Raw genomic sequence first — 24135 nt, 5'->3', positions numbered from 1 at the left:
TTGGAATTATCAATTAAATTCTATTAAAGCATCAACATGTCTTTGAGTACTATCTTGTAGTGCTTTTAAGTCATATCCACCTTCTAGTATAGATACTACATTACCTCTACAAAATGATTTTGAAATTTCTAAAGTTCTTTTTGTAATTGTATAATAATCTTCAGCATTAAGTTTTAATTGTGCTAAAGGATCATCAATATGTGCATCAAAACCTGCAGAAAACAATAGAAATTCTGGTTTAAATTCTTTTAATTTTTTTAATACTAGTTCATATGCATTTAAATATTCTCTAGCACTTGTGCCAGCTTCAAGTGGAATATTTAAAATATTATTAAATTTTCCAATCTCTTTTTCCGAACCTGAACCTGGGTAATATGGAAATTGATGAGTGGAAATATATAAAACTTTTTCATTATTGAAAAAAATATCTTGCGTTCCATTTCCATGATGGACGTCAAAATCAATTATAGCAATTTTTTTATAACCATATTTTTCAATTAAATAATTAGCTCCAACTGCAACATTGTTGTAAATACAAAAGCCCATGGCCTTCTCTTTTTCTGCGTGATGACCTGGAGGTCTTACTGCACAAAAAGCATTTTTAAATTCTTTTTCCTCCACACCATCAATCGCTGTTATAATTGATCCAACAGCATCCATTGTTGCTTCTTTGCTACCAGGGGAGACAACTGTATCTCCATCTAAAAAATTAAATCCATTTTGAGGGTATGATCGATCGACATGATCAATATATTCAGAAGAATGAGTTTTTATTAATATTGATTTTTCAAATTTTGAAGGCTTTTTCCATATTAAATTTTTGTTATCTAATTTTTTAAAGTTATCAATAACAGCTGTAACTCTGTCTATTTTTTCAGGATGTCCATCTCCTGTATTATGATTTTTGTATGTATCAGAAGTAATTAAAGCTGTTTTCACTTAAAATAATTCTTTAAAATATTTGAATAAATTAAAGTTAATTTTTTTAAATCACCTAAAGAAACTGCTTCATCTACTTTGTGCATTGTTTTTCCAACCAAACCAAATTCTAAACAGGGAGCAATCTTTCTAATAAATCTTGCATCAGAGGTGCCTCCTGTGGTTGAGAGTTCAGGCTTAATTTTAGTAATCTTTTTAATTATATCTTGGATCATATATGTAGTTTGGTTAGGTTTAGTTAAAAAAGCTTCACCAGATACACTATATTCAATTTTGTAATTTGACTTATTTTTATGACAAATTTTCTTCAATATTTTATTTATTTTTGTCTTAATTGAATTCGATGAATGTTTGTTATTAAATCTAATATTAAAAGTTGCATTAGCCAAACCTGGAATTACGTTATCGGCTGTATTATCAATATTTATTTTTGTAACTTCTAGGTTTGTTGGCTGAAAGTCTTTTGTTCCTTTATCAAATTTAATTTCCTTCAATTCTTTTAATATTTGAACAAGAGCAGTTGATGGATTGTTAGCCCTATGAGGATAAGCAACATGACCCTGAATACCTATAATTGAAAGTCTGCCAGTCATACTTCCCCTTCGACCAATTTTAATCATTTCTCCCAATTTATTTGGATTAGTTGGTTCTCCAACTAAACAAAAATTAATTTTCTCTTTTCTTTTTTTTAAGTATTCGACAACTTTTTTTGTACCGTTAATAGCCATTCCTTCTTCATCACCTGTAATTAGTAAGCTTATAGAGCCATTAAATTTTTTATTATTTTTAACAAAAATACTGACAGCAGTGACAAAAGCTGCAATAGAGCTTTTCATGTCATTTGCTCCTCTTCCAATTAAATGTCCTTTTTTAATTGAGGGTCTGAAAGGATTTACTGTCCAATCTTTTAAGTTTCCAGCAGGTACAACATCTAAGTGACCAGCGTAGCAAAAATTTGGACCTTTGGTTCCAAGTCTTGCATAAAGATTTTTTACTGGTTTAGTGTTTTTTTCTTTAAACTCTAATATTTTAGTTTTGAAACCAAGTTTTCTTAATTGTTTTTCTAAGAATTTCATTACTCCAGCATCTATTGGTGTTATAGACGGGTAACGAATTAGCTCTTTGGCTAATTGTAATTCATTAATGGTTTGCATTTTAATCTCTTAAAAGATCGTTTACTGATGTTTTAGATCTTGTTTTTTCATCAACTTGTTTGATGATTACCGCACAATATAACGAAGGTGCGGCAGGATTATTCTTATCTGGTAATGATCCAGGAACAACTACTGAGTAAGGAGGTATTTTACCGTGTGTTACTTCACCAGTTTTTCTATTAACGATTTTAGTTGATTGGCCAATATACATACCCATACTTAATACTGAACCTTCACCAACTATTACCCCTTCCACAACTTCTGACATAGCACCTACAAAAACATTATCTTCAATAATAGTTGGAAGCGCTTGTGCTGGTTCTAAAACTCCACCAATACCAGTTCCTGCTGAAATATGACAATTTTTTCCAATCTGACAGCAACTTCCTGCACGACTAAATGTATCCATCATTGTTCCTTCATCTATGTAAGCACCAATATTTACATAACTTGGCATTAGAACAACATTTTTAGCAACATATGATCCTTTTCTCATTGCAGTATTTGGTACCATTCTAAAACCTGCTTTTTCAAAATCAGTGTTTGACCATCCGGCTGTTTTTCCTTTTAATAAATGAGCTTTATCTCTCCAAGCTGAGTAGGGACCATCTAAAGTTTCCATTCCATGAATTCTAAAACTTAGCATAATTGCTTTTTTTAGGTGTTGATGAGTTACCCATTCACCATCAATTTTTTCAGCAACTCTAGATTTACCACTATCTAGATCTTCTATTACTTGATTAATAGTATCTTTTAATTTTTGATCTGAATTTTGATTAACTTGATCTTTGTTTTCCCAAGCTTCATTTATAATGTTTTCTATACTCATAGTTTTATTGGTTTTTTAATAACCTTATTTCTTTTAAAAATAAAGTAAGATTTTCAATTTTATAATCAATATACTCTTTATCAGATTCTTTTTTGCCCCATTCCTCATCATTAATTAACCAAGCAGTAATTGTTCCTCGCTCTTTACCTATCGATAAGTTTTTTGCTATATCTTCAATGTACAAAGTTTCTTTTGGATCAATTTTGAATTTTTCTACCATTAAATCGAAAGCTTTAGCTTCTGGTTTTGGATGATATTCTGCATTTACTATATCAAATATGCCTTCAAATTGGTCGTCAATTCCTAGTGTTGTAGTGATGTGCTTTACATGATTGTAACTACCATTAGTGAAGACAAATTTTCTTATATTTATATTCTCTAACTCATATCTTAATGCCGTATCTTTTTCTAAAAAAGATAAATCAATATCATGAACAAAATCTAAAAATTCTTTAGGATCAATTTCATGATGTATCATTAGACCATTTAAGCTTGTGTTATATTTGTGAAAGTAATTTGTCTGAAGTTCTTTGGCTTTTTTTAAATCTACATTAAGTTTACTTGAGATATATTCAGTCATTTTTCGACTTACTTGGCCAAATACTGCCTCTAGGTCACTATAAAGTACACCATCACAATCAAATAAAATATTTTTAATATGGCTTAAATTTTTCATTGTCTAATTAAAGTTCCAGATCCCTCATCTGATAAAAGTTCAAATAGAACAGAATGATTTTTTCTTCCATCTATTATAACAACTCCTTTTACTCCGTTACTAGCAACATCTAAGCAATTATTTATTTTTGGAATCATACCACCAGTAATTGTTTCATTATCGATTAAGTTTTTTATAGAGACTGAATTAATTTCCGGAATTAGATTTTTATTGTTATCCAAAACACCTTCTACGTCACTCAATATAATTAACCTTCTTGCGTTAATTTTTTTAGCAATAAAGCCAGCTGCAGTATCTGCATTGACGTTATAAGTTTGATCATTTTCATCTAAACCTAAGGGGGCAATAATAGGCACTTTTTTATCTGCTATAATTTTATCTATTATTGATTGATCTACATTTGTAGGAGAGCCCACAAAACCAAGCTCTTCATTTTCTTGTACAACTGTTAAAATATTATTTTCCTTGGAATTAATACTCTGACTTTCGCAATTTTGCTGATCAAGTGCATTGATAATTTCTTTATTAAAATCAATTAATACTTCTTCCACAACTTTAATAGTTTCTTTGTCGGTTACCCTTAATCCTTTTATAAATTTACTTTCTAAACCTATCTCATTAAGTTTATTGCTTATTCTTTTTCCACCCCCATGAACAATAATAGGAGTAAATCCTAGTTTATTTAGTGTTGAAATATCTTTAATAAAAATATCAAAAAGATTTTGATCAATTAAAACGCTACCACCACATTTAATAACAATATATTCATTGTTATATTTTTCTAAATATTTTTGTACTTCTACAGTTGAAGGACCATCGAGCGGTAGAATTGTTTTTAATTCTTCTTCTTTAATATCCAACATTAAGTTGTTGTTTTAACAGTGGTTCGTTTCATTATAAAAACTTGTTGTGCCATAGTTAAAATATTATTTACTGTCCAATATATTACCAACCCTGCTGGGAAAGGTGCCAAAATTATTGTTAAGAATAATGGAAAGAACATAAATATTTTTGCTTGCATCGGATCTGTTGGTGCAGGATTTAATTTTTGTTGAACCCACATAGAAACACCCATCGCAACAGGCCATGCTCCAATGACTAAAAATGATGGAACATCATATGGCAATAATCCAAATAGATTAAACAAAGAGGTTGGGTCTCTCTCAGATAAATCTTGTATCCAGCCATAAAAAGGCATTTGTCTCATTTCAATTGTTACAAATAAAACTTTGTATAAAGCAAAGAAAACTGGAATTTGTACAAGTATTGGTAAACAACCAGACATCGGGTTTACTTTCTCTTTTTTATAGAGAGCCATCATTGCTTGTTGCAATTTCATTTTGTCATCTTTGTGTAGCTCTTTTAGTCTCGCCATTTCAGGCTGTAAGGCTTTCATTTTTGCCATGCTTCTGAACGAAAAGTTTGCAAGCGGGAAAAATGCTAATCTTATACAAATTGTAATTGCTATGATAGCTAAGCCGTAATTTCCAAGTAATTTAAAGAAATAATCTATTCCAAAAAATAATGGCTTGGTAATAAAGTATAAAAATCCCCAATCAATTGTTAAGTCAAATTTATCAATGTTTAAAGATTCAGCATATCCATCAATTACATCAACTCTTTTTGCAGCAACAATGATTTGTAAGGTTTCTTCAATCAACGAATTTTCATTAAGTTCCAATGGCTCAGTTGAAACAAAGTTTGCTCTGAACTTATCTTTATAATCAAATGTTGTTTTAAATTCTTTTTCTCTAGGTGGAATTAGTGAAGTTACCCAGTACTTATCTCCAATCCCTAGCCATCCTTTTTGAGCTGTTCTTGAAAATTTCTTTTCTTGTATATCATCGTAATCTTCTTCAATAAGTTCATCATCAAGTGTTGCCACTAATCCTTCATGAAGGATATAGAAGTTAGATATATCAGGCATTTCATTTCTAATGATTTGCCCATAAGTATAAAAATCATACTTTTTATCTGTAGGATTGATTACACTTTGTTTAATTGAAAATAAATATTTGTCATCTAAGGCAATCTCTTTTTCAAATGTAATACCTTGATCATTTGTCCAAGATATTTTTATAGGAGATTGATCTGTTAATTTATTGTTTCCTGAAACTTTCCAAATAGAATTTGAATTTGGAATTTCAACATTTTTATCAGATGTAATAAAACCACTTTCAATTAAATAACCATCTTTTGAATTTCTTGGTGAAAGAAGTGTAACTTTTTCCTGTGAGTCTAGACTGACATTATATTGCTTAAAAGTTAGATCATCAATAACACCACCTTTAAGTGAAATAGAACCAACAATACTCTCATTTTCAAAATTAATTCTTTCACTTTGATTTAAAGCTTCTTCTCTAGAAATTTCAGCAACATTTTCTTTTTGATCTAGTGAAGGTGTATCACTGTTTTGTTCAACTTTATTTCCTTCAGCCATATTTTCTTTAGTAATTGGTGGAGGAGCAAAAAATAGTGAATACAAAACTATAACTGCTGCTGATAATGAAATTGCTGCTACTATATTTTTAGTATCCATACTATTTTAATTTTGTATTTTTTTTAACAGGATCAAAACCTTCACCACCACCCAAAAATTTGATTGGGTGACAAGATAAGATTCTTTTAATACTTAAAAATGATCCTTTTAACAGACCAAATTCTTTAAGTGCATCAATACTGTATTCTGAGCAAGTAGGTAAATATCTACAAGAATGTCCAAATAGAGGGCTAATCAGATATTTATAACCTTTGATAATTTTAATTAATATATTTGTAAAAATATTCATTATTTTATTTTTTCAAAATCCTGAAATAGAGTTTCTTTTATTAATTTGTATTCATTATTTAGCATAGATGACTTAGCGATAACAAGGAATGAATAGTTAAAATTTATTGATATTTTTTTAACTGCTTCGTTAAAAATATTCCTTAATCTTCTTTTAATCTTATTTCTCTTAACTGCATTCCCTAATTTCTTTTTTGTTACAAAGCTAATATTGAATTTATTATTATTTTTATTCATTAATTTACCAAAGAAAATAGTTACATACTTATTCGAGAACTTTTTTTGTTTAAGTAAATTTTTAAATTCTTCGTTTTTTGAAAGAGCAACAATTTTGCTTTTCATTAATTTACACTGATACAGTTAAAGATTTTCTTCCTCTGGCTCTTCTTCTAGCTAAAAGTTTCTTTCCACCTTTAGTCTTCATTTTTGATCTAAAGCCGTGTTTTCTTGCTCTTTTTTTATTTGAAGGTTGGTATGTTCTTTTCATAAATAAATTGATTAAATTTTATAAATTTTGCCTCTTTATATTAGCAATAATAAAAATAGCAAATAGAAGATTTAGGAATAAAATAACAATATTCATGGAAAAAACAAAAAAAATTAAACTATTTATAGGTTTATCTTACTTATTAATTGTTAGTTTATTTTTATATTTTTTCTTTTCAAAATTTAGTATTCAAGAGATAACTTCCTATGACTTCCTGAGAAACAATCGATCTTATTTTATTGAATTAAGAGATTCTAACATGTTCTTAGTTTCATTTTTATTTTTAATATTTGCAATAATCTGGATATTCCCTTTTTTAGGGTTTGGATCTCCGGTTTGTTTGTTAGGTGGATTTATTCTTGGCAAGTGGATAGGAACAATTGTTGTGGTACTATCTATGAGCATAGGTGCAACTTTTATATACTTATTTGGAAATTATTTTTTAAAAGATATAATAAGAGAAAAATTTCTTAACAAATTTGAAAATCTTGAAATTAAATTTAAAAAATCTGAATTTTTTTATTTACTTATTTATAGATTTATAGGAGGAGTTCCTTGGCAAATAAGTTGTCTTTTACCCACATTGTTTAATGTAAAAGTAAAAAATTTTTTATTTGCAACATTTTTAGGAATAATTCCCCAGGTCTTTTTGGTTGTATCTATTGGGTCTGGTATTGAAAAATTAATTGATCAAAACTCTGAAGTTCCGGGAATAACAGATATTATTTTTTCTCCTGATATTTACATTCCTCTTTTAACTTTTTTTGTACTAATTTCGATTTCAATTATTTTTAGAAAAAAATTTTATAGAAATTAATGGTGCTCCCACCCTGTACTGACCAGGGAACTAGTCATTACCAATGACTTGTTATGCCATTTAACTACAGGAGCTAAAATACATTTAGTTATTTATTGATAATAAAGCATTTTTTTCAAATTATTGCCTTAATTTTTTGATCATAATGATCTATATCTACTAAAAAAATGTTATGGGAATTCACTACGATTATAAATCTACAAAAGGCAACAAGCTTATGGAGAAGCAAGCTAAAAGAGAAAAAAAGCTTGCTGAAAAAAAAGCTAAACGTTTAGCTAAAGAAGGCCCAAAGAAAGAAGAGCCCACATCAAAACCATTAGATCCTAATAAACCAATATCGTTAGATTTTTTGACTAATCCCAACAAAGAATGAGTTCTAAAGATAAAAATGAGCGTTTGAGCTTAGCTTTAAGAAAAAACTTAAAAAAAAGAAAACTATTTCAAAAAAAAAATAAAAAAAAATCTAAGTAATGTCTATTCAGCCTGACTCGTGGATTAAGAAGATGTGCAAAGAGCACAATATGATCGATCCATTCTTAGATCATCAAGTTGCAGAAGGAAAAATATCATATGGATTAAGTAGCATGGGTTATGATGTTAGGATCTCTGATGAATATAGAATATTCACTAATGTTAATAATTCCTTAGTTGATCCAAAAAATTTTTCAGATGACAATTTTATTGAGAAAAAGGGACCACATTGCATTATTCCTCCAAACTCATTTGTTTTGGCTAAAACAGTAGAATATTTCAGAATTCCAAAAGATGTACTTTGTATATGTGTTGGTAAAAGTACTTATGCAAGAACTGGTATAATTTGTAATGTAACCCCTATTGAAAACGAATTTGAAGGAAATATAGTTATAGAGCTAAGCAACACTACACCTAATCCAGCAAAAATTTATTCTAATGAAGGTATAGCTCAATTTTTATTTTTTAAATCAGAAACTCAACCAGAGACAACTTATAAATCTAAGAACGGTAAATATCAGGGACAAACTACTATTCAGGTTGCTAAAATTAAAAAGTAAGTTATGGACAAATTTCTGATTGACGGTCCTAGCAAAATCAAGGGCAAAGTTTCAATATCAGGTTCTAAAAATGCTTCACTGCCAATATTAGCAGCTACACTACTTTTTGATTTACCGGTAACTATTCATAACCTTCCAAGAGTAAAAGATATAAGCACTATGCTTAATTTACTTAAGTCTCTTGGATCAAAAATTGAACTTTCTAAAGATAAAAAAACTGCAAAAATTTCAAACAATAAAAATATGAAAACTTTTGCTAGTTATTCATTAGTTAAAACAATGAGAGGTTCAATTTTAGTATTAGGACCCTTAGTTGCAAAATATCATAAGTCTAAAACATCATTACCAGGTGGTTGCCTAATTGGTGCAAGACCAGTTAATTATCATTTGTCAGCTTTAGAAAAACTTGGCATGAATTATGAAATTAAAGACGGTTACATTTTAGCAAAATCTTTTGGCAAACTTAAAGGAGCGTTAATTAGATTTCCAAAAATTACTGTTGGTGCAACTGAAAATTCTATAATTGCTGCATGCTTGGCAAAAGGAAAAACAATATTAAGAAACTGTGCTGTTGAGCCAGAAATAAAAGACCTTACTAACTTTCTTAATTCAGCTGGTGCAAAAATTAATTGGAAAGGGAGAACTTGTACTATTAACGGAGTAAGTTCTTTAAATTCAACAAATTATTCAGTGATGGCTGATAGAATTGAAGCTGGTACTTTTTGCGTAGCAGCAACTTTAGCTAAAGGAACTCTAGAAATTAGTAATTTAGATCCAAAAATAATAAATACAGAACTTAATTTATTAAAAAAAACTGGCGCCAAAGTAAAAGTAAGCAAAAATAAAATTCATATAAATGGACCAGACAAAATTAAGTCTATTAAAAATATTAAAACAAAAGAGTTTCCCGGAATTCCAACAGATCTACAGGCGCAATTAATGGTCTTAATGTGTAAAGCAAAAGGAAAAAGTTCAATTACAGAAAATATTTTTGAAAATAGATTTATGCATGTTGCTGAATTACAAAGATTAGGTGCGAATATTAGGACTAAAAATAATAAAGCTTATATTGAGGGTAATACGAAATTTATTGGTGCAGAAGTAATGTCTAGTGATCTAAGAGCATCAGTGGCACTTGTCTTAGCAGCTTCAGTTGCACATGGAAGATCTGTAATTAACAGAATTTATCATTTAGATCGTGGTTATGAAAAAATTGAAAATAAATTAAAAAATATTGGTGTTAAAATAAAAAGATTAAAAAGATGAACAAATATTTAGCTAAAATTATTGCTACAGACAAAGAGGGATTACAAATGATTTCGGCATGTAGTTCAGGAGCTAAAGTAAAAGTTTCAGATATTAAGTATCTAGAATCTAATAAAGTATTTTTGTTATCAATTGAACGTATTAAAGTAGAAAATGAAAATGAGGACAAAAAAGTCAATAGTATCTGCAGATTTGATTTTGTTGATAATGTAAAGTCAAAAAATATTGATCAATCAAATCAAGAATTGGTTTTAGAATTAGTAGGAATAGATTATTTGAAAAATAACGATGTTTATGAAATAAATCTCTTTTTTAGTAACAATGCTCATATTGCTTTGACCGCTGAAACGATTGAAGCAATATTAGAGGACCAAAGCGAAATAAATTAGAGATGAAGGTTTTAGATAGCAGTAAGAAAAATTTTGGTAAATTATTAGATAATTTATTATTGCAAAGAAAGAGAAAAGTTCAATCAAGCTCTGTTTCAGTCACTAACATTATTAAAGATGTTAAAAAAAATGGTGATAAAGCTTTATTAAAATATGAGAAAAAATTTAATAAAAATTCAATAATTGAACCTAGCTCAAATCAAATTCAAAAATCAATTAAATCATTAAATTCTATAGTAAAAAAATCCATCGATACTGCATACAACAGGATTTATAAATTTCACTCATTACAAAAGTTTAAAAATATTTCTTACACTGATAAATTTAAAAATAAACTTGAGTATAAATATTTACCTTTAGAGTCGGTTGCAATTTATGTACCTGGTTCAACTGCATCCTATCCATCTAGTGTATTGATGAATGCAATTCCAGCTATTGTTGCTGGTGTAAAAAGAATAGTTATGATCAACCCAGGCTACAAAGGAAAACAAAATCCTGCAGTATTATACGCTGCCAAAAAATGCAAAATTAAGGAAATTTATTCAATTGGTGGACCATCTGCTATTGCTGCAGTTTCTTATGGAACAAAAAAAATTAAAAAGGTTGATAAAATTGTAGGGCCTGGGAATGCTTACGTTGCAGCTGCAAAAAAAGAAGTTTTTGGAGATGTTGGAATTGAGGGTATGACTGCTGGTCCTTCTGAAGTTACAATAGTTTGTGACAAGTATTCAAATCCAGAATGGATTGCTAGTGATTTAATAGGACAAGCAGAACATGATGATCTTGCACAGTGCATATTAATTTCAAAAGATAAAAACTTATTAAATAAAGTCAAAACTGAAATAATTAAACAATTAAAAGAAATTCCAAGAGAATCTGTTGCAAAGAGAAGTTTGCAAAATAATGGAATTTTAATGCATGTAAATTCAGATAAAAAAATTATAGATATTGTCAACAAAATAGCTCCAGAGCATTTAGAGTTAAATGTTAAAAATTATAAATCTATTGTTTCAAAAATAAAAAATTCAGGATCAATTTGTTTAGGAAAATATGCTGTTATGGCTATGACGGATTATAATGTAGGTTCAAACCATGTTTTACCAACTAACGGATCAGCAAAATATTCAAGTGGTATAAGTGTAAACGAATTCTATAAAAGAATTTCATACATAAACCTATCAAAAAAGGGTATTGAAAGTCTCGGACCATCAGTTATAACACTTGCAAATTATGAAGGCCTGGTTGGGCATGCTCAATCAGTATTAAAAAGAATAAGGAGAAAATAAATTTGTCAAAACAAGACTTACTTGAATTCAAGGGGACTGTGATAGACCTACTCCCGAATGCAATGTTTAGAGTTAAGCTAGAGAATGGTCATACGGTTACAGCTCACACAGCAGGTAAGTTAAGAAAAAACAGAATTAGAGTTCTTCAAGGTGATAATGTAACTGTGGAGATGACACCTTACGATCTTACTAAAGGAAGAATTATCTTTAGAGGATAAATAAGGCTGAGTAGCTCAGGAGTAGAGCAGAGCCCTGAAAAGGCTTGTGTCGGAGGTGCGAATCCTTCCTCAGCCACCACCACAAAGTTTGATCTTGAAATACCTGCAAAAGAAATTAACTTAATTAATATAATAAATAACAAAAGGACGAAAAAATAAGATGAGTACACTACAAGGTAAAATAAAATGGTATAATGGTAAAAAGGGATATGGCTTTATAGAGAGAGACGACAAAGAGAAAGATGCCTTTGTACATGCTTCAGCTGTAAAAGCTGCTGGAATGAGATTTCTTAATGAAGGTGATAAACTTGAATTCACATTAGAAGACGGTCCTAAAGGTCCTTCTGCAGTAAATTTAAAAAAAATAGACTAATTTTCGTAAAATTTCTAAAGGACGTTATTTCTACATTTAGTAGATTAACGTCCTTTTTTTATTTAAGCCTTGAATATTAATAATTTTTGACTAAAACGCTGCTCATGAATATAAATATTACATACAGAATTACTTATAGAAGTACTCACAGAAACTGTTTCCATAGCCATTAGGCTATTTATTTATATTATAATTTTCATTCCACATAAAATAAGATAATAACTAAAGGATAAGCTTTGGTGGTGAAATAGTATCACGTCGGTTTGTGGATCCGAAGTCGTAGGAGCGTAACCTACCCAAAGTACCACTAAAATGGAAAAAGATAAAAAACTCAATCCTTCCTTACCATCTGGATTTGAAGATCGTTGGAATAAAAAGTTAGTTTTAAAAAAACAACTTTTAAAAGTGATTGAAAAAAATTTTTTAAAATTTGGAGCTGAACCATTAGAGACACCTTCTTTTGAGATTAGCGAAAATATTGGTTCGTTTTTAGCAGAGGACGAGGATAACCCTATGTCTGATGTATTCTCATTTAAAGATGGCGATAAAAATATTACTCTTAGATACGATCTATCCAGTCCTTTAGCTAGATTTGTTGCTCAAAACAACCAAGAGCTTCCATCAATTTACAAAAGATATGCAATTCAAAATGTTTTTAGAAATGAAAAAGCAGGAAATGGAAGATATAGAGAGTTCATGCAGGCTGATTTTGATATTGTTGGAAATGTTAATTCAGCTCAAGCTAATGCAGAACTTTGCAATTTAATCTCGAGTACACTCTTAGATTGTGGTTTGAATAAAGATCAATTTACAATCAATATTAGTAATAGAAAAATTGTACAAGGTTTAATTGATGATTTAAAAATATCTGAAGATAAGCAATTAAAAGTAATTAGAGCTATTGATAAATTAGATAAACCTGGATTTGGTTTAAAAGGTGTTGAAGATCTTCTTAAAAAAGAGAGAAAAGATGCAAGCGGCGCAGTTACAAAAGGCGCTGATCTAACAGATGAACAAGCATCGCAAATATTAAATTTTTTAAAAATAAAAGACTTAAAACAATTAAAAGAAAATTTAAAAAATCCATTGTCTCAAGAAGGAATTAAAGAGCTTGAGGAAGTTTTTGAAATTTTAGGATTTGGTTCTAATTTAGATCAAGTACAAACCAATTTTACTATTGTTAGAGGTTTAGCTTATTATTCTGATTTTATTGTTGAAACTAACTTAAATTTTAAAGTTACAAATAATAAAGGAAAAGAAGTTGATATTGGCAGCATATGTTCGGGAGGCTCTTATGCTAAGCTTATCTCAAGATTTAAAGGGGTAGATATTCCAGGTACAGGAATTAGTTTTGGTGTGGATAGATTGTTATTTGCACTTTTGCAATTGGATCAGATTAAGGTGGATGATCAAAAGCCCGTTTTAGTCTGTGTGATGGATGAAAAATATCTAAAAAATTATTACGAAATTGTAGATCAATTAAGGGAAAATAACATTAATGCAGAAATATTTTTAGATACAAAGAAAAATTTAGGCAAACAATTAACCTTAGCAAATAAGCGTGAATTAAATGTAGCAGTTATTTGTGGTGACAATGAATTTAATGAAGGAACAGTAACGATAAAAAATCTTAAAGGTGTTAAAGGTGAAAATAACAAAACATTTCCAAAATCAAATTTAATAGATGAAATCAAAAAACTTATCTGAAAGCATTCTTAGATCAGTAAAATCTAAGGGTTACAAATACATAGATTTACCATCGGTAATTGAGGCTAATCATATCGTTCAAAGGTCAGGAGAAAATTTTAGAAAATTTATTTTTTCATTTACTGATCAAAATGGAAGTGAGCTGTGTCTTAGACCAGATTTAACAATTGCATCCTGCTTAAGATATTTAGAAAATAATTTAAAAGGAAAAGAAAAAATTTTTTATAGTGGTCAAGCTTATAGAAAATCTGAAAATAAAAGTGATTCTATTATCCGAGATCAAATTGGATTTGAAATTTTAGGCTCTAAAGATGAAAAAAATGATGATAAAGAAATTATCAATACCTCATTAAAATCTCTTCAAAATATTAAATATTCATCAGGCAAATTAACAATTGGAAATGTTGAAATATTTAATTTGTTAATTTCAAAACTAAATATTCCAAAAAGATGGAAGTTAAGATTATTAAGACATTTTTGGAGAGAAGATTACTTTAACGATCTTTTAAAAAGATTAGAGACAAACTCTGATGTAGATCCAACAATCGTTGAAATAGATAAAAAGCGTTATTTAAAAATGCTGAAAGAAGATTTATCAAATGTAATAGCAGGAAGAACTATTAATGAGATATTAAATCGATTTGATAACAAAATTAAAGATCCAAGAAGAGCTAGTAAAGGTAAAGGTGTATCAAAAATTATTAAAGACTTTTTAAAAATTAAATGTCCAATCAACGAGGCTGCATCTGAGTTAAACAAATTTTTTAAAAAAAATAGAATTAATTTGGTGGTTGATCAAAGATATTTTCCTGTCTCTAACAAGAAAGTTTCAAAACTAAACGTAGTATTTTCCACTTCTTTTGGAAGACAATTAGAATATTACACAGGAATGGTTTTTAAAATTGACATTAAATCAAAAAATAAATTAAAAAATATTATTAATGGTGGTCGTTATGATCGATTAATTTCTGATCTTGGGTCAAAAAAACAAATACCAGCAGTTGGGGCTGCATTAAATTTAAATTATTAATGAAAAAAAACATTTTAAATATTGGAATTCCTAGCAAAGGCAGACTCAGAAAGGATGTCTTAAACATATTTAAAAAAAATAAATTAAATTTAATTTCAGAAAGAGGAGAAAGAGATTTATTAGGTTCAATTAAACAAAAGAAAAATGTTAAAATTTTATACCTTCATGCAAGAGAAATTATAGAAAGACTCGGAGATGGTTCATTAGATCTAGGATTTTCTGGATTTGATTTGTTGAAAGAGAGTGAAATAAATATTCAAAAGAAAATTAATGTGATTAAAAAATATGACTTCGGGAAGGCCACATTAGTAGTTGCAATTCCAGATCCTTGGATTGATGTTCAAACTATTGCTGATTTAGAGGAAATAGCATTTGAGTTTAGAGATAAGAAAAAGAAAAGATTAAGAGTTGCAACCAAATATCCAAATTTAACAAGAGAATTTTTATTTTCTAAAGGGGTTACTCAATTTAAATTAGTAGATAGTTTAGGTGCTACGGAGGCATATCCTTTTACTGGTTCATCAGAAATAATTACTGATATCACTTCAACGGGGGAAACTTTAAAAGCTAATAATTTAAGAATTTTAAAAGATGGGGAGATTTTAAAATCAGAGGCTTGTATGATGATATCTAAATCATCGTCTAAAAATAAATCTCTTCAAATTTTAGCTAGTTTACTTTCTAAGAATTAAATCTTTCCAATAAATAAGAATAATTTTAATAATATCTAGGTTTCGAAGGATTGCATAAAGACCAATTAGCATTCCTAAACCAATAATAATTTTAAATATTAATAATAATTCCATTATTAAATTTTAGACTAATTATACTCCTTATCAATAATATTTCTTAAGTTCTTCTCTCGCGCTTTCTAAAGTAAGATTGTTCCATCTTTCCCCAAGATGTGCTGGGATATTTTTTTTGCAATTTCCACATTGTATTATTTGAGTAATAGATGACCAAGGATCATTATTATTTGGTAAACCTATAGATATAAATTTTTCAGTTAAAATTTTATAACTTAAACAACTAGGACAAATAAAGTTACTCACGACTAATCATCAAAATCAAATTTCATTTGATAGCCAACATATTCTTTTCCAGTAAAATATAGATCTCTTGTTTTCCCTTTTATCATCCAATCATGATGATAAGATTTATACTGTTTATTTTTTTTTAGAGCTTTTTTAACAGCATTCATAATTTTTTTTGCCCCAAGCACAGGTACAGCCATTCCTATTTGTCTTCTTATAGACTCTTTACCACCAATAAAATTGTATGTATCAGGAAATGTTTGTAATCTAGCACGTTCTCTGTTGGTTAAGGCTCTATTCTCCTTGTAGTGATAAACATGTGTTCCTCCACCACCACTACCAGTAACAGTATAAGAAGGTTTAGAGCTATCAAGTCTTTTATAAATATGACTCATTCTTGCTTTTTTAACTCCTGGTAGTCCATCTTCATCATTGTCTAAATCCCAAACATTTTTTCCTTCAGCTGTTTTTTTCAACCTTCGTATTACCTTATCGTCATGTTTAGTTAGTTCTTGATGACTAGCCCATTCAGGAATTTTATCAATCGCTTGTTTACAAGTCACAAAAGGACCTTCAATTTTTTTTGGTTTTTCAAAGTTTATTTTATTTTCTTTAAAAAAATCCTCTCTAAATCCTACTAAGATAATTCTATGTCTAGTTTGGGGAACTCCATATTCTTCGAATTTATAATTATCAGCATAAATTCTATAACCACTTTTTGAGCAGCTAGCTAAATCTCCCATTATTTTTTTAAAATTTTGATAGTTTTGATTTTGTAATTTTTCATTATTAAAAATATCTTTAACTTTTTTTCTTACTGAAGAATTGTGTTTTAATTTTTTTCCTAGTGAGGTAACATTTTCTGCAACAAAAAATTCTGGCTCAAAATAATCTAAAACTTTGCATGCATATTTATAAAGTCCACCAAATTTTCCCTCCATCTTTTTATTTTTTCCAACTAAACTAAAGTCATTGCATGGGAAACCAAATAATAATCCATTAATATTTCCATGAGTTTTTTTAATTTGTTTAAGATAAGACGGTTTAGTAAATTCTCTTATATCCTCACAATAAGATTTGCATTTTTGATTCTTTTCAAAAGACTTGCATGAATCTTCATGATTATCCAAACCCCAAAGATGATTAAATCCAGCCTCTTTAGATCCCTGGGCGAAACCACCAGCCCCACAGAATAATTCAGCAATATTTATTATTTTGTTGACTTTCATTTGTATTATTTATATAGAATACATATAACAAATAAATACTATTGACAAGTTTATTTATTTCAAATATAATTTATAAAAATTATGGAAACAAAAAAAATTGTAGAATTTAGGGGGCCAAGACCTAGAACAAAAAACTGGTCACCAGAGAAAAAATTTAGAGAGTTTGCATCTATAAGAGTACCAAAGCTATTACGTGCTTTGAAAAATGTTCAAAATTTATCAACAGTCTACAATGAAAAAACCAAGATTGGCTACAAATATACAGAAGCAGAAAAAAGAAAAATCTTAAAAGATGTCAAAGAGGCTTATCAATCAATGCTTAAGGCTTGGGATAATGCTGGAAAAAAAATTAAAGAAAATCAAAAAAAATCTTATTGGGATGAATAAAATTTTAGAATTGATGCACGTTAAAAAGAAGAGGATGTCATACACGGTAAGCAACTATATCGTTAGAACTTATAGCAATCCTCTCACCAGAGTGCATCCTGGTTTTGTTTTATGCTTAGGTTCAAAAGTTGCAATTAGCAAGTTAACTGTGCAAATTTTAATGCGTGCGAAGCTACATCTTTTCTTCTTTCTGTGTAGCTTGCATGCGTTAAAAATTGAAAGAAAAAATAATGTTTAAATTTATTCCAGATAAACACCCTGGTGGAAAACTTATTGATCCAACCCCACAACAAAAGTTTGAAAAGCCAGATAATTGTATTTTAGAATGTGTTCAAAATGCAATCGATGCAGCACTGGTTCAGAATAAAATTAGAAAAACAACGAAATTAAAGTTTCAATTCAAGATGATAAGCAAAGATGACTGTGAGTTTTTTGATAAAAATTTTGAAAAACACCTTAATGAAAGAAGGTATAACAAAAGAACAATCTTTACATCAGAAATACCATGTCTCTTAATGGAAGATTTTAACACAACTGGAATTACAGGAGAGCCCGAAACTCTTGATGAAATAACTGAATCAGGTGAAAGAAATAATTGGTATTATTTTCTATATGATTTTGGTGGAAAATCAAAATTAGAGGATCATACTAAAGGAGGTAGTGAGGGTGAAGGTATGCAAACTTTCATGCTCAACTCAGGTATCTCCACTTTTTTTGGATTATCGGTCGACTCAACCAATAATAATAAAGCTAGTATTTTTGGAATGTCTTACTTTGGGTCAAGAAAAGTAGATGGTTTAAAATACAGTGTTTTTGCTTCGTTTGGTAAAGAAAAAGAAATAGAAGGTAACAAAGAATGTGTTCCCGAAAGTGAAATAGAAAATGTTGAAAAATTCATATCATTGTTTGGTTTAAAAAGAAAAATTGATGAACCAGGAACTAGTATAGTAGTACCATTCTATAATCAGGAGGAAATAGATAAAGATTTTATAATCAAAAAGCTTCTAGATATTTATAGAGTTCCCATTTTAAGAAATCAGCTAGAAGTAGAAGTTGGCGATATTGTCATTAATAGCCATACAATTCAAAAATTGGCAGTCGAAAATGAGGAACATTTATCAAATAAAAGATTGTGCGAAGATTATTATAATTTCCTTCAAGAACTAGAAGGTGTTTCAGACAATCAAAATGAGTATGAATATCTTTTTTATGATCAGGAAGATATAAAGAAACAGGATATAGAATCTTTTGAAAAATTAGTGGAAGATTTTAACTCTTATAAGTTAGTAAAATTAAGAGTAAAGTTTCAAGTAAAAAAATATCAAGAAAACTCTAAAACAAGAACTATAGACTCTCATACTTATTATGATGTTTATTTTAAAAAATATCCTTCTTCATTAGATAATATTAGAGAAACATTTAATGACTTTATAAGGGGCCCAATGCCACTTTATAAAAGAAGAAATAAACAATGCTCAATGTTTCATTTGGTAGATGTACAAGATAAGCATGTTGCATTGTTGTTTAAACATGCTGAGCAAGCCAATCATTCAGAAATAAGTGCTGATAATTGGAAGCTTAAAGAAGATTATAAAGGATTTAGAAAAATTATTTCTTTATCGAGAAACATTACAACAAAACTTTACAGATTAATCACTTTAGAAAATACAGAGGAAGACTTTGAGGCTACCCAAGATTTTTTTAAGGTTAATGAACAGGGATTTGGTCAAAATGAGGAAGATGAAGATTTAGGAACTGACGGTGAAAAAGACGAAAAAGAAAACAAAGAAAAAATTAAGGAGAAAGTTACTCATATTGTTATTCCACCTATTTTCAAGGGTTTAAAAAAATACGAAGTTTCACAATTCAATGAGAAGGATGGAACAGTAACATATAAATTAAAAGGAGTAACTTATACAAAAGAGCAAATTAAGGATTCTATTCAAAAAGCACAAAAATATTTAGAAGAAACAAAAAAAGTAGATATTTCAAAATATTCCGATGAGTTAGGAAAAAAACAGTTAGATTTAATGCAAAATACTATAGCAAAATACGAAAGAAGAATAATTGAGTACCAAAACTTTTTAACTGATGGTTGCACATTTTATCCAAGGAGAGTTGTAGTTGAGGCAGCTTTCGACTCTGAAGGACTATCTAACCCCTTTAAAAGATACAGCTTAAGAGATTTTGATTTTTCTGATGAGGAATTTAAAATTAATATGAAGAATGTTAAAGGTTTAGAAAAAAATAATAATCAAATAGTTTTCTTTGTGCATGACTCAAAATTTGAATTTTCCATAAATGGATTCTCTGAGGGTATAGAGGATATAAGATGGAGAGATAGGAATTATACTTTGTAATTATGACTCAAGTAGTATCAAATAGAACTGGAAGAGAAAGAATAATTACAGCTGAAGGTGAAAATACAGAATTTATAATTGAGGTAAAAAAACAAAAAAATTTACTTAGAATAAGATCAAAATCTAAATTTAACGCTGATCATAATTTCAAAGAAAATGATAAAATTTTTCTTCAAGCTTATGAGTCTGGTGGAATAGCAAAAGAGCCCTGGTCTTTAGGAACTATCGGAAAGACAGGTGAATTTGAATTTACGATAAATGACATTAGTTTTGACACACTAATGTTTAGACTCAAAGTTATTGATGAAAATAATTTTGTTAAAGGATTTGCTGATGAAATTAGACCTAACTTAGAAAGCAGCGGCAAAAATAAAACAACTAAAGACTCTGAAATTTCAAATACCTTACTTCCGATAAGAGAAACAGATAAAATTTCTTTACCATTCGCTATAGATATGAGTCCTGATAGTAAACCAATATTATTAGTGAAAAGTAAATTAAATTTGAAAGAACAGTTCAAACATGACATCAAAACAAAGGTTTTTATTTACACTTCAGTAATCAAACAAATTTTAACAATTTATTTGTCTGATAATAATTTTAAAAATTGCACCCAAAGAAAACGCTTTATTGATAAAGTAATTAGTAATACAGGAATTGATCCTGATCTTGTTGATATCCCAAATTATTTTGATGAAAATCAAAATATAAACCAGGATGCTTTAGATTGGATAGATAGTGTTACATCTGAATGTTTAAATAATCCTGTAGAATTTAAGGGTAAAAAAATAAATTATATATCGGTTTTTGAAAAACAGTGTCGAGAACAAAACTTTGAGGAGGATGATGAAGATTAAAAAATTTAATTCAGAGGGTCATAGTAAGTGGATAGAATTTTATAATGAGTTATTTTTACAAATAAAAAATAATTCAAAAGGTTCAAAGATATCACCAGACGACATTAAAAATGGATACAATGAAACTTTTAGAGAAAAATACGAACTAATTAAAAATTCAGAAAATTTATCTGAAGAATTAGAAAAAAGTAAAAAATTTGAATTAAAAACATTTAATAATTCTTATGAACTTGCAAAGAGTGTCAATTTAGCTTTATCAGAATATGATTTTTATTTAATTGATAGAGCAGAAATATGGGACTGGATTGCTATGATACTTTTTGAGCAAATTTTTGTTCCAGGAAAAATTAGAGGTGCTTCCCCTTATCGATACGCTGTAAATATAAATGATTTTTTTACAAGCTTTAGGCATTTGGTAAGAGGACCATGTTGGGCCGAAAATCAATTTAAAGAAAATTCTATGATATTTACATATACAAAACCATACCAGCAGAATGATTTTTTAGAACAGTTTATAAAAGTAGCTTTTTTAAGAGAAATGAAAGTTATGGGGAAAGTTTGTACAGAGTTATATTTTGATTTTAAAAAAAAAGAAGCTATACCGGGAACTAGCAAAGCTCCGTCAAGCAATCCAGATAAACCTGGTATTTTTCCAAGATTAAGAAATAAATTATCACAATTTAATAAAGTAAAATATCTATGGGGAATGACAGCTGATGAGATAATAAAGATGTTACCAAAAGAATTTAATTCATATAAAAAAAATATAACAAAATGATTTCTACTTTCGAATTATTAATTAAAAACTTAAAAGACTCACATAAAGAAAGAATAGAGTGGTTTCAAAATAATAAAGATAAAGAATTTGATGGATGGATTCCTAATACAACAAAAAATGAACTTTTAGCAACGAAAGCTAAGGGTATTTATAAACCAAAAGATTTAGATTATGCACTAAGTATCAGAATGACAAAGGATGGTCCCTATGAAGATAAGATTGAAAAAAATAAAATATATACCATTAAATATTTTCAAGAAAATAAAAATATTAAGGAAAGAGATATTGAATATACAAATATAGGTTTAAAAAAATGCATGAAGGACAATGTTCCGGTTGGAATAATTAAACAGTTAGAAAAAAAACCTAATAGTAAATACCAAATTATTGGAGCAGGAATTATCAAAAAATGGGATGATGGATATTATCATATCAATGTCTTTGATAATAAAGGGGAAATTTAATGTCTAATTCTAAAAACACAAAACCAGAAAAAATAATTAGGTCTTTACTTTATAAAAATGGTTATCGGTTTAGAATTCATAAAAAGGAACTACCTGGTAAACCTGATATTGTAATAAATAAACATAAAACGATTATAAACGTTCATGGTTGTTATTGGCACTATCATGGCTGCGCTCATAGCAATGTACCAAAAACAAAAACTCAATATTGGATAGAAAGATTAGAGCTTAATAAGAAAAGAGATTTTATTAACAAAAGCAAACTGATTAAATTAGGCTGGAAAGTAATTGATGTATGGGAGTGTACTTTAAAAAGAAAGAATATAAATAAAACTTTTAACACCCTTGAACGTCTCATCATTGCCTAAAGATATTTATCAAATAACTGACAAGGGTCACCTTATGGAATTGAAACTTCCAGAGCTTAAATCTGAAAACCAAAAAGAATTATTTTTTAGATATTTATCTATAGCTGAACATTATATTTCTACAGAAAATGTTAAAGAGGCAGAAAAAATTTTAATAAATTTAGGTTTTAGTAAAAAAATTATTAAATCATTTGTAAAAACCGTCCAAAATCATGTGAAAGCAGAATTTTCTGATATGCAGGAAATAATGATGGGGAAGGTTCCAAAAAGGTTACTCAACTAGTGCTTATTTTTAATTATAATTCAAAAAAAGAGCTTAAAGCTAATATAGGTAAAAAGCTTAATTTTACTGAAACGAGCGTATTTGGTAATGAATACAAATCTAATGGTGTTTTAGTTGGGAGCAATAGACCCCATTTAACAAGTAATTCTGGGAGAGAATTTTTTGCAGAAGTAACTTTAAAAAACAATTTAATCGTAAAAGTAAATTGAAAAAAACTTTAAATATAATCACGGAGGTATAACATACGAATCATGGATACAGTTTTATTAATTATTTTAGTTGTATTAACAGGAATAGCGTCAGCAATACTTTATCTAAACCTTAAATCTAAGCCTGAAGAGGATAATGAAAATAAAGAAGCTGAAGAAATAGCTAACTTAAAATCTGAAATTTCAAGTTTAAAGGATACTTTAAATACAACAATCAATAGCTCACTTGGAGCAATGTCCACTTCATTTAACAATCTGTCTACTGGAGTAACAAAAGATATGACAGCAGCTTTAACTAAAGTAGATGAAAAAGTTGGGAATTTTAATCAACAAGTTCAACTATTAAATCAAAGCCAGGAGAGTATAACTAAGATTTTGGCTGGAGTTAAAAAATATGGAACACTTGCAGAGTTTAGTTTGGATGCACTAATTAAAGATTTGCTACCAGCCTCTCAATTCATGACAAATGTGAAAATGAAAGAAAATACAAGTGAAAATGTAGAATTTGCAATCAAGCTTCAAGGTGATGTTTTAGTTCCTGTTGATAGTCATTTTCCAGTGGAGAAATTTAAAGCAATTACCGATGGTCATGACGCGGAAGATAAAAGGTTAGTTGCTGATGCTAGAGCAAAATTAGCTACTGCATTTAAGGCAAAAGCCAAAAGTGTAAATGAAAAATATATTGTACCACCAAAAACTACTGACTTTGCAATTGTGTATGCCCCTACAGAAAGTTTATACAAAGAGTTAACTGAATACCAAGACCCAAGTACAAAAGAATTATTAACTCAAGAATTAATGAAAAAATATAAAATTGTAATCTGTGGCCCTAATACTTTGTCAGCATATTTGCAATCTTTACACATGGGATTTCAATCCTTGAAAGTTCAAAAGGGAGCAACTGAAATCTATAATCATTTAAAAACAATAAGCACAAGATTTTCAAAACACTTTGACAATATAGTAGTTCTTAGAAAAAAATTAGAAGATGCTATGGGTGTAGTTGATAAATTTGGAACAGATGCAAGATCAATAAATAGAACTTTGGAAAGCATAAAAGATCCAGAGCAGGTTGAGAAAGCTGTACAAACAGACAACGTTGAAAAATTTGTTGATAAACAAAGACAAATTAAAAATTAATTTCTTTTTTTTGATAATACCATTTATAAGAAATCT

Annotated in this window: 32 protein-coding genes and 1 tRNA gene; 21 read left to right on the top strand and 12 right to left on the bottom strand. The window is 28.7% G+C overall.

Annotated elements, in window-relative coordinates; all coding sequences use genetic code 11:
- Positions 1 to 9: 9 nt before the first annotated feature.
- The 9 genes from ACTTA0_RS00540 to rpmH are packed head-to-tail and all read right to left on the bottom strand — an operon-like array spanning position 10 to position 6873.
- Positions 10 to 939, bottom strand: a complete 930-nt coding sequence (locus ACTTA0_RS00540; protein WP_440675507.1) for a histone deacetylase family protein — start codon at positions 937 to 939, stop codon at positions 10 to 12.
- Positions 936 to 2093: a succinyl-diaminopimelate desuccinylase gene (gene dapE, locus ACTTA0_RS00535; protein ID WP_440675506.1), complete on the bottom strand. Its 1158-nt coding sequence runs from the start codon at positions 2091 to 2093 to the stop codon at positions 936 to 938. The genes ACTTA0_RS00540 and dapE overlap by 4 nt, the downstream gene beginning before the upstream one ends.
- A gap of 1 nt (position 2094) precedes the next feature.
- The gene (dapD, locus tag ACTTA0_RS00530) at positions 2095 to 2922 is read right to left on the bottom strand and encodes a 2,3,4,5-tetrahydropyridine-2,6-dicarboxylate N-succinyltransferase (RefSeq protein WP_440675505.1); all 828 of its coding nucleotides are present in this window, start codon (positions 2920 to 2922) and stop codon (positions 2095 to 2097) included.
- A 4-nt stretch (positions 2923 to 2926) separates the two neighbouring features.
- Positions 2927 to 3598: a pyrimidine 5'-nucleotidase gene (locus tag ACTTA0_RS00525; RefSeq protein WP_440675504.1), complete on the bottom strand. Its 672-nt coding sequence runs from the start codon at positions 3596 to 3598 to the stop codon at positions 2927 to 2929.
- Complete coding sequence (gene argB, locus ACTTA0_RS00520) at positions 3595 to 4461, bottom strand: acetylglutamate kinase (RefSeq protein WP_440675503.1); 867 nt, start codon at positions 4459 to 4461, stop codon at positions 3595 to 3597. Before argB ends, ACTTA0_RS00525 begins: the two co-directional genes overlap by 4 nt.
- Complete coding sequence (gene yidC / locus ACTTA0_RS00515) at positions 4461 to 6137, bottom strand: membrane protein insertase YidC (protein ID WP_075505948.1); 1677 nt, start codon at positions 6135 to 6137, stop codon at positions 4461 to 4463. Before yidC ends, argB begins: the two co-directional genes overlap by 1 nt.
- A gap of 1 nt (position 6138) precedes the next feature.
- A complete protein-coding gene (gene yidD / locus ACTTA0_RS00510; RefSeq protein WP_075505949.1) occupies positions 6139 to 6387 on the bottom strand; it encodes a membrane protein insertion efficiency factor YidD in 249 nt (82 codons plus the stop codon).
- Complete coding sequence (gene rnpA, locus ACTTA0_RS00505) at positions 6387 to 6728, bottom strand: ribonuclease P protein component (protein ID WP_440675502.1); 342 nt, start codon at positions 6726 to 6728, stop codon at positions 6387 to 6389. Before rnpA ends, yidD begins: the two co-directional genes overlap by 1 nt.
- 4 nt (positions 6729 to 6732) lie before the next feature.
- Positions 6733 to 6873 carry a 50S ribosomal protein L34 gene (rpmH, locus tag ACTTA0_RS00500; protein ID WP_023854404.1) on the bottom strand — a complete coding sequence of 47 codons (141 nt, stop codon included), beginning with the start codon at positions 6871 to 6873 and terminating at the stop codon, positions 6733 to 6735.
- A gap of 94 nt (positions 6874 to 6967) precedes the next feature.
- Here rpmH and ACTTA0_RS00495 point away from each other — a divergent pair, with 94 nt between their 5' ends.
- From ACTTA0_RS00495 to hisG, 12 genes are all read left to right on the top strand, one after another.
- On the top strand, positions 6968 to 7690 hold the full coding sequence (locus tag ACTTA0_RS00495; RefSeq protein ID WP_440675501.1) for a TVP38/TMEM64 family protein: 723 nt from the start codon (positions 6968 to 6970) through the stop codon (positions 7688 to 7690).
- A gap of 172 nt (positions 7691 to 7862) precedes the next feature.
- Positions 7863 to 8063: a hypothetical protein gene (locus ACTTA0_RS00490; RefSeq protein WP_440675500.1), complete on the top strand. Its 201-nt coding sequence runs from the start codon at positions 7863 to 7865 to the stop codon at positions 8061 to 8063.
- A 97-nt stretch (positions 8064 to 8160) separates the two neighbouring features.
- Positions 8161 to 8721 carry a dCTP deaminase gene (gene dcd / locus ACTTA0_RS00485; RefSeq protein WP_440675499.1) on the top strand — a complete coding sequence of 187 codons (561 nt, stop codon included), beginning with the start codon at positions 8161 to 8163 and terminating at the stop codon, positions 8719 to 8721.
- Between the two features lie 3 nt (positions 8722 to 8724).
- Positions 8725 to 9987, top strand: a complete 1263-nt coding sequence (gene murA / locus ACTTA0_RS00480; protein WP_440675498.1) for a UDP-N-acetylglucosamine 1-carboxyvinyltransferase — start codon at positions 8725 to 8727, stop codon at positions 9985 to 9987.
- Positions 9984 to 10376 carry a DUF2948 family protein gene (locus ACTTA0_RS00475; protein WP_440675497.1) on the top strand — a complete coding sequence of 131 codons (393 nt, stop codon included), beginning with the start codon at positions 9984 to 9986 and terminating at the stop codon, positions 10374 to 10376. Before murA ends, ACTTA0_RS00475 begins: the two co-directional genes overlap by 4 nt.
- 2 nt (positions 10377 to 10378) lie before the next feature.
- The gene (hisD, locus tag ACTTA0_RS00470; RefSeq protein ID WP_440675496.1) at positions 10379 to 11662 is read left to right on the top strand and encodes a histidinol dehydrogenase; all 1284 of its coding nucleotides are present in this window, start codon (positions 10379 to 10381) and stop codon (positions 11660 to 11662) included.
- Between the two features lie 2 nt (positions 11663 to 11664).
- Positions 11665 to 11880: a translation initiation factor IF-1 gene (gene infA, locus ACTTA0_RS00465; protein WP_023854397.1), complete on the top strand. Its 216-nt coding sequence runs from the start codon at positions 11665 to 11667 to the stop codon at positions 11878 to 11880.
- Between the two features lie 4 nt (positions 11881 to 11884).
- A tRNA-Phe gene (locus ACTTA0_RS00460) sits at positions 11885 to 11959 on the top strand.
- A gap of 81 nt (positions 11960 to 12040) precedes the next feature.
- The gene (locus ACTTA0_RS00455; protein WP_075505957.1) at positions 12041 to 12253 is read left to right on the top strand and encodes a cold-shock protein; all 213 of its coding nucleotides are present in this window, start codon (positions 12041 to 12043) and stop codon (positions 12251 to 12253) included.
- 312 nt (positions 12254 to 12565) lie between these two features.
- Entirely contained in the window at positions 12566 to 13960 is a 1395-nt protein-coding gene (gene hisS, locus ACTTA0_RS00450) for a histidine--tRNA ligase (protein ID WP_440675495.1), read from the top strand.
- Positions 13938 to 14990: an ATP phosphoribosyltransferase regulatory subunit gene (locus tag ACTTA0_RS00445; RefSeq protein ID WP_440675494.1), complete on the top strand. Its 1053-nt coding sequence runs from the start codon at positions 13938 to 13940 to the stop codon at positions 14988 to 14990. Before hisS ends, ACTTA0_RS00445 begins: the two co-directional genes overlap by 23 nt.
- Entirely contained in the window at positions 14990 to 15682 is a 693-nt protein-coding gene (gene hisG / locus ACTTA0_RS00440) for an ATP phosphoribosyltransferase (RefSeq protein ID WP_440675493.1), read from the top strand. Before ACTTA0_RS00445 ends, hisG begins: the two co-directional genes overlap by 1 nt.
- Here the strand turns inward: hisG and ACTTA0_RS00435 are convergent.
- The 3 genes from ACTTA0_RS00435 to ACTTA0_RS00425 are packed head-to-tail and all read right to left on the bottom strand — an operon-like array spanning position 15665 to position 17253.
- Positions 15665 to 15796 carry a hypothetical protein gene (locus ACTTA0_RS00435; protein ID WP_440675492.1) on the bottom strand — a complete coding sequence of 44 codons (132 nt, stop codon included), beginning with the start codon at positions 15794 to 15796 and terminating at the stop codon, positions 15665 to 15667. The two genes, hisG and ACTTA0_RS00435, sit on opposite strands and share 18 nt — an antisense overlap.
- Before the next feature lie 30 nt (positions 15797 to 15826).
- Positions 15827 to 16042, bottom strand: coding sequence for a hypothetical protein (locus ACTTA0_RS00430; protein WP_440675491.1), 216 nt, complete (start codon positions 16040 to 16042; stop codon positions 15827 to 15829).
- 2 nt (positions 16043 to 16044) lie between these two features.
- Complete coding sequence (locus ACTTA0_RS00425) at positions 16045 to 17253, bottom strand: DNA cytosine methyltransferase (RefSeq protein ID WP_440675490.1); 1209 nt, start codon at positions 17251 to 17253, stop codon at positions 16045 to 16047.
- 81 nt (positions 17254 to 17334) lie between these two features.
- Between ACTTA0_RS00425 and ACTTA0_RS00420 the strand changes: the two genes are divergently transcribed.
- The 9 genes from ACTTA0_RS00420 to ACTTA0_RS00380 all read left to right on the top strand — a co-directional run bounded on the left by ACTTA0_RS00420 (position 17335) and on the right by ACTTA0_RS00380 (position 24099).
- Positions 17335 to 17640 (top strand): hypothetical protein, encoded by a 306-nt coding sequence (locus ACTTA0_RS00420; protein WP_440675489.1) that lies wholly within the window; start codon positions 17335 to 17337, stop codon positions 17638 to 17640.
- A 230-nt stretch (positions 17641 to 17870) separates the two neighbouring features.
- The gene (locus ACTTA0_RS00415) at positions 17871 to 20000 is read left to right on the top strand and encodes a hypothetical protein (RefSeq protein ID WP_440675488.1); all 2130 of its coding nucleotides are present in this window, start codon (positions 17871 to 17873) and stop codon (positions 19998 to 20000) included.
- Positions 20001 to 20002: 2 nt separating this feature from the next.
- A complete protein-coding gene (locus ACTTA0_RS00410; RefSeq protein WP_440675487.1) occupies positions 20003 to 20857 on the top strand; it encodes a hypothetical protein in 855 nt (284 codons plus the stop codon).
- Positions 20844 to 21635: a hypothetical protein gene (locus ACTTA0_RS00405; protein WP_440675486.1), complete on the top strand. Its 792-nt coding sequence runs from the start codon at positions 20844 to 20846 to the stop codon at positions 21633 to 21635. The genes ACTTA0_RS00410 and ACTTA0_RS00405 overlap by 14 nt, the downstream gene beginning before the upstream one ends.
- A complete protein-coding gene (locus tag ACTTA0_RS00400) occupies positions 21632 to 22099 on the top strand; it encodes a hypothetical protein (protein WP_440675485.1) in 468 nt (155 codons plus the stop codon). The genes ACTTA0_RS00405 and ACTTA0_RS00400 overlap by 4 nt, the downstream gene beginning before the upstream one ends.
- Positions 22099 to 22467 (top strand): very short patch repair endonuclease, encoded by a 369-nt coding sequence (locus ACTTA0_RS00395; protein WP_440675484.1) that lies wholly within the window; start codon positions 22099 to 22101, stop codon positions 22465 to 22467. The genes ACTTA0_RS00400 and ACTTA0_RS00395 overlap by 1 nt, the downstream gene beginning before the upstream one ends.
- A gap of 34 nt (positions 22468 to 22501) precedes the next feature.
- Positions 22502 to 22750, top strand: a complete 249-nt coding sequence (locus ACTTA0_RS00390) for a hypothetical protein (protein ID WP_440675483.1) — start codon at positions 22502 to 22504, stop codon at positions 22748 to 22750.
- A complete protein-coding gene (locus tag ACTTA0_RS00385) occupies positions 22750 to 22959 on the top strand; it encodes a hypothetical protein (protein WP_440675482.1) in 210 nt (69 codons plus the stop codon). The genes ACTTA0_RS00390 and ACTTA0_RS00385 overlap by 1 nt, the downstream gene beginning before the upstream one ends.
- Before the next feature lie 42 nt (positions 22960 to 23001).
- Entirely contained in the window at positions 23002 to 24099 is a 1098-nt protein-coding gene (locus ACTTA0_RS00380) for a DNA recombination protein RmuC (RefSeq protein ID WP_440675481.1), read from the top strand.
- The last annotated feature ends 36 nt before the right edge of the window (positions 24100 to 24135 follow it).

Source organism: Candidatus Pelagibacter sp. HIMB1593 (assembly GCF_052047755.1).
Taxonomy (GTDB): domain Bacteria; phylum Pseudomonadota; class Alphaproteobacteria; order Pelagibacterales; family Pelagibacteraceae; genus Pelagibacter.
Note: the sequence above shows the minus strand (reverse complement) of the source record. Positions and strands in the feature narration are given on the sequence as shown.

Bases quoted from the DNA above. Each gene is read 5' to 3' on its own strand.
- ACTTA0_RS00400 (WP_440675485.1), top strand. From the start codon at position 21,632: ATGATTTCTACTTTCGAATTATTAATTAAAAACTTAAAAGACTCACAT.
- yidC (WP_075505948.1), bottom strand. From the start codon at position 6,137: ATGGATACTAAAAATATAGTAGCAGCAATTTCATTATCAGCAGCAGTT.
- ACTTA0_RS00525 (WP_440675504.1), bottom strand. From the start codon at position 3,598: ATGAAAAATTTAAGCCATATTAAAAATATTTTATTTGATTGTGATGGT.
- hisS (WP_440675495.1), top strand. From the start codon at position 12,566: ATGGAAAAAGATAAAAAACTCAATCCTTCCTTACCATCTGGATTTGAA.
- argB (WP_440675503.1), bottom strand. From the start codon at position 4,461: ATGTTGGATATTAAAGAAGAAGAATTAAAAACAATTCTACCGCTCGAT.
- ACTTA0_RS00415 (WP_440675488.1), top strand. From the start codon at position 17,871: ATGTTTAAATTTATTCCAGATAAACACCCTGGTGGAAAACTTATTGAT.
- ACTTA0_RS00495 (WP_440675501.1), top strand. From the start codon at position 6,968: ATGGAAAAAACAAAAAAAATTAAACTATTTATAGGTTTATCTTACTTA.
- dcd (WP_440675499.1), top strand. From the start codon at position 8,161: ATGTCTATTCAGCCTGACTCGTGGATTAAGAAGATGTGCAAAGAGCAC.
- hisD (WP_440675496.1), top strand. From the start codon at position 10,379: ATGAAGGTTTTAGATAGCAGTAAGAAAAATTTTGGTAAATTATTAGAT.
- dapE (WP_440675506.1), bottom strand. From the start codon at position 2,093: ATGCAAACCATTAATGAATTACAATTAGCCAAAGAGCTAATTCGTTAC.
- ACTTA0_RS00455 (WP_075505957.1), top strand. From the start codon at position 12,041: ATGAGTACACTACAAGGTAAAATAAAATGGTATAATGGTAAAAAGGGA.
- dapD (WP_440675505.1), bottom strand. From the start codon at position 2,922: ATGAGTATAGAAAACATTATAAATGAAGCTTGGGAAAACAAAGATCAA.
- ACTTA0_RS00380 (WP_440675481.1), top strand. From the start codon at position 23,002: ATGGATACAGTTTTATTAATTATTTTAGTTGTATTAACAGGAATAGCG.
- ACTTA0_RS00435 (WP_440675492.1), bottom strand. From the start codon at position 15,796: ATGGAATTATTATTAATATTTAAAATTATTATTGGTTTAGGAATGCTA.
- ACTTA0_RS00490 (WP_440675500.1), top strand. From the start codon at position 7,863: ATGGGAATTCACTACGATTATAAATCTACAAAAGGCAACAAGCTTATG.
- ACTTA0_RS00425 (WP_440675490.1), bottom strand. From the start codon at position 17,253: ATGAAAGTCAACAAAATAATAAATATTGCTGAATTATTCTGTGGGGCT.
- ACTTA0_RS00420 (WP_440675489.1), top strand. From the start codon at position 17,335: ATGGAAACAAAAAAAATTGTAGAATTTAGGGGGCCAAGACCTAGAACA.
- murA (WP_440675498.1), top strand. From the start codon at position 8,725: ATGGACAAATTTCTGATTGACGGTCCTAGCAAAATCAAGGGCAAAGTT.
- ACTTA0_RS00445 (WP_440675494.1), top strand. From the start codon at position 13,938: ATGAAATCAAAAAACTTATCTGAAAGCATTCTTAGATCAGTAAAATCT.
- yidD (WP_075505949.1), bottom strand. From the start codon at position 6,387: ATGAATATTTTTACAAATATATTAATTAAAATTATCAAAGGTTATAAA.
- rpmH (WP_023854404.1), bottom strand. From the start codon at position 6,873: ATGAAAAGAACATACCAACCTTCAAATAAAAAAAGAGCAAGAAAACAC.
- ACTTA0_RS00390 (WP_440675483.1), top strand. From the start codon at position 22,502: ATGGAATTGAAACTTCCAGAGCTTAAATCTGAAAACCAAAAAGAATTA.
- ACTTA0_RS00410 (WP_440675487.1), top strand. From the start codon at position 20,003: ATGACTCAAGTAGTATCAAATAGAACTGGAAGAGAAAGAATAATTACA.
- rnpA (WP_440675502.1), bottom strand. From the start codon at position 6,728: ATGAAAAGCAAAATTGTTGCTCTTTCAAAAAACGAAGAATTTAAAAAT.
- ACTTA0_RS00405 (WP_440675486.1), top strand. From the start codon at position 20,844: ATGATGAAGATTAAAAAATTTAATTCAGAGGGTCATAGTAAGTGGATA.
- ACTTA0_RS00395 (WP_440675484.1), top strand. From the start codon at position 22,099: ATGTCTAATTCTAAAAACACAAAACCAGAAAAAATAATTAGGTCTTTA.
- hisG (WP_440675493.1), top strand. From the start codon at position 14,990: ATGAAAAAAAACATTTTAAATATTGGAATTCCTAGCAAAGGCAGACTC.
- ACTTA0_RS00475 (WP_440675497.1), top strand. From the start codon at position 9,984: ATGAACAAATATTTAGCTAAAATTATTGCTACAGACAAAGAGGGATTA.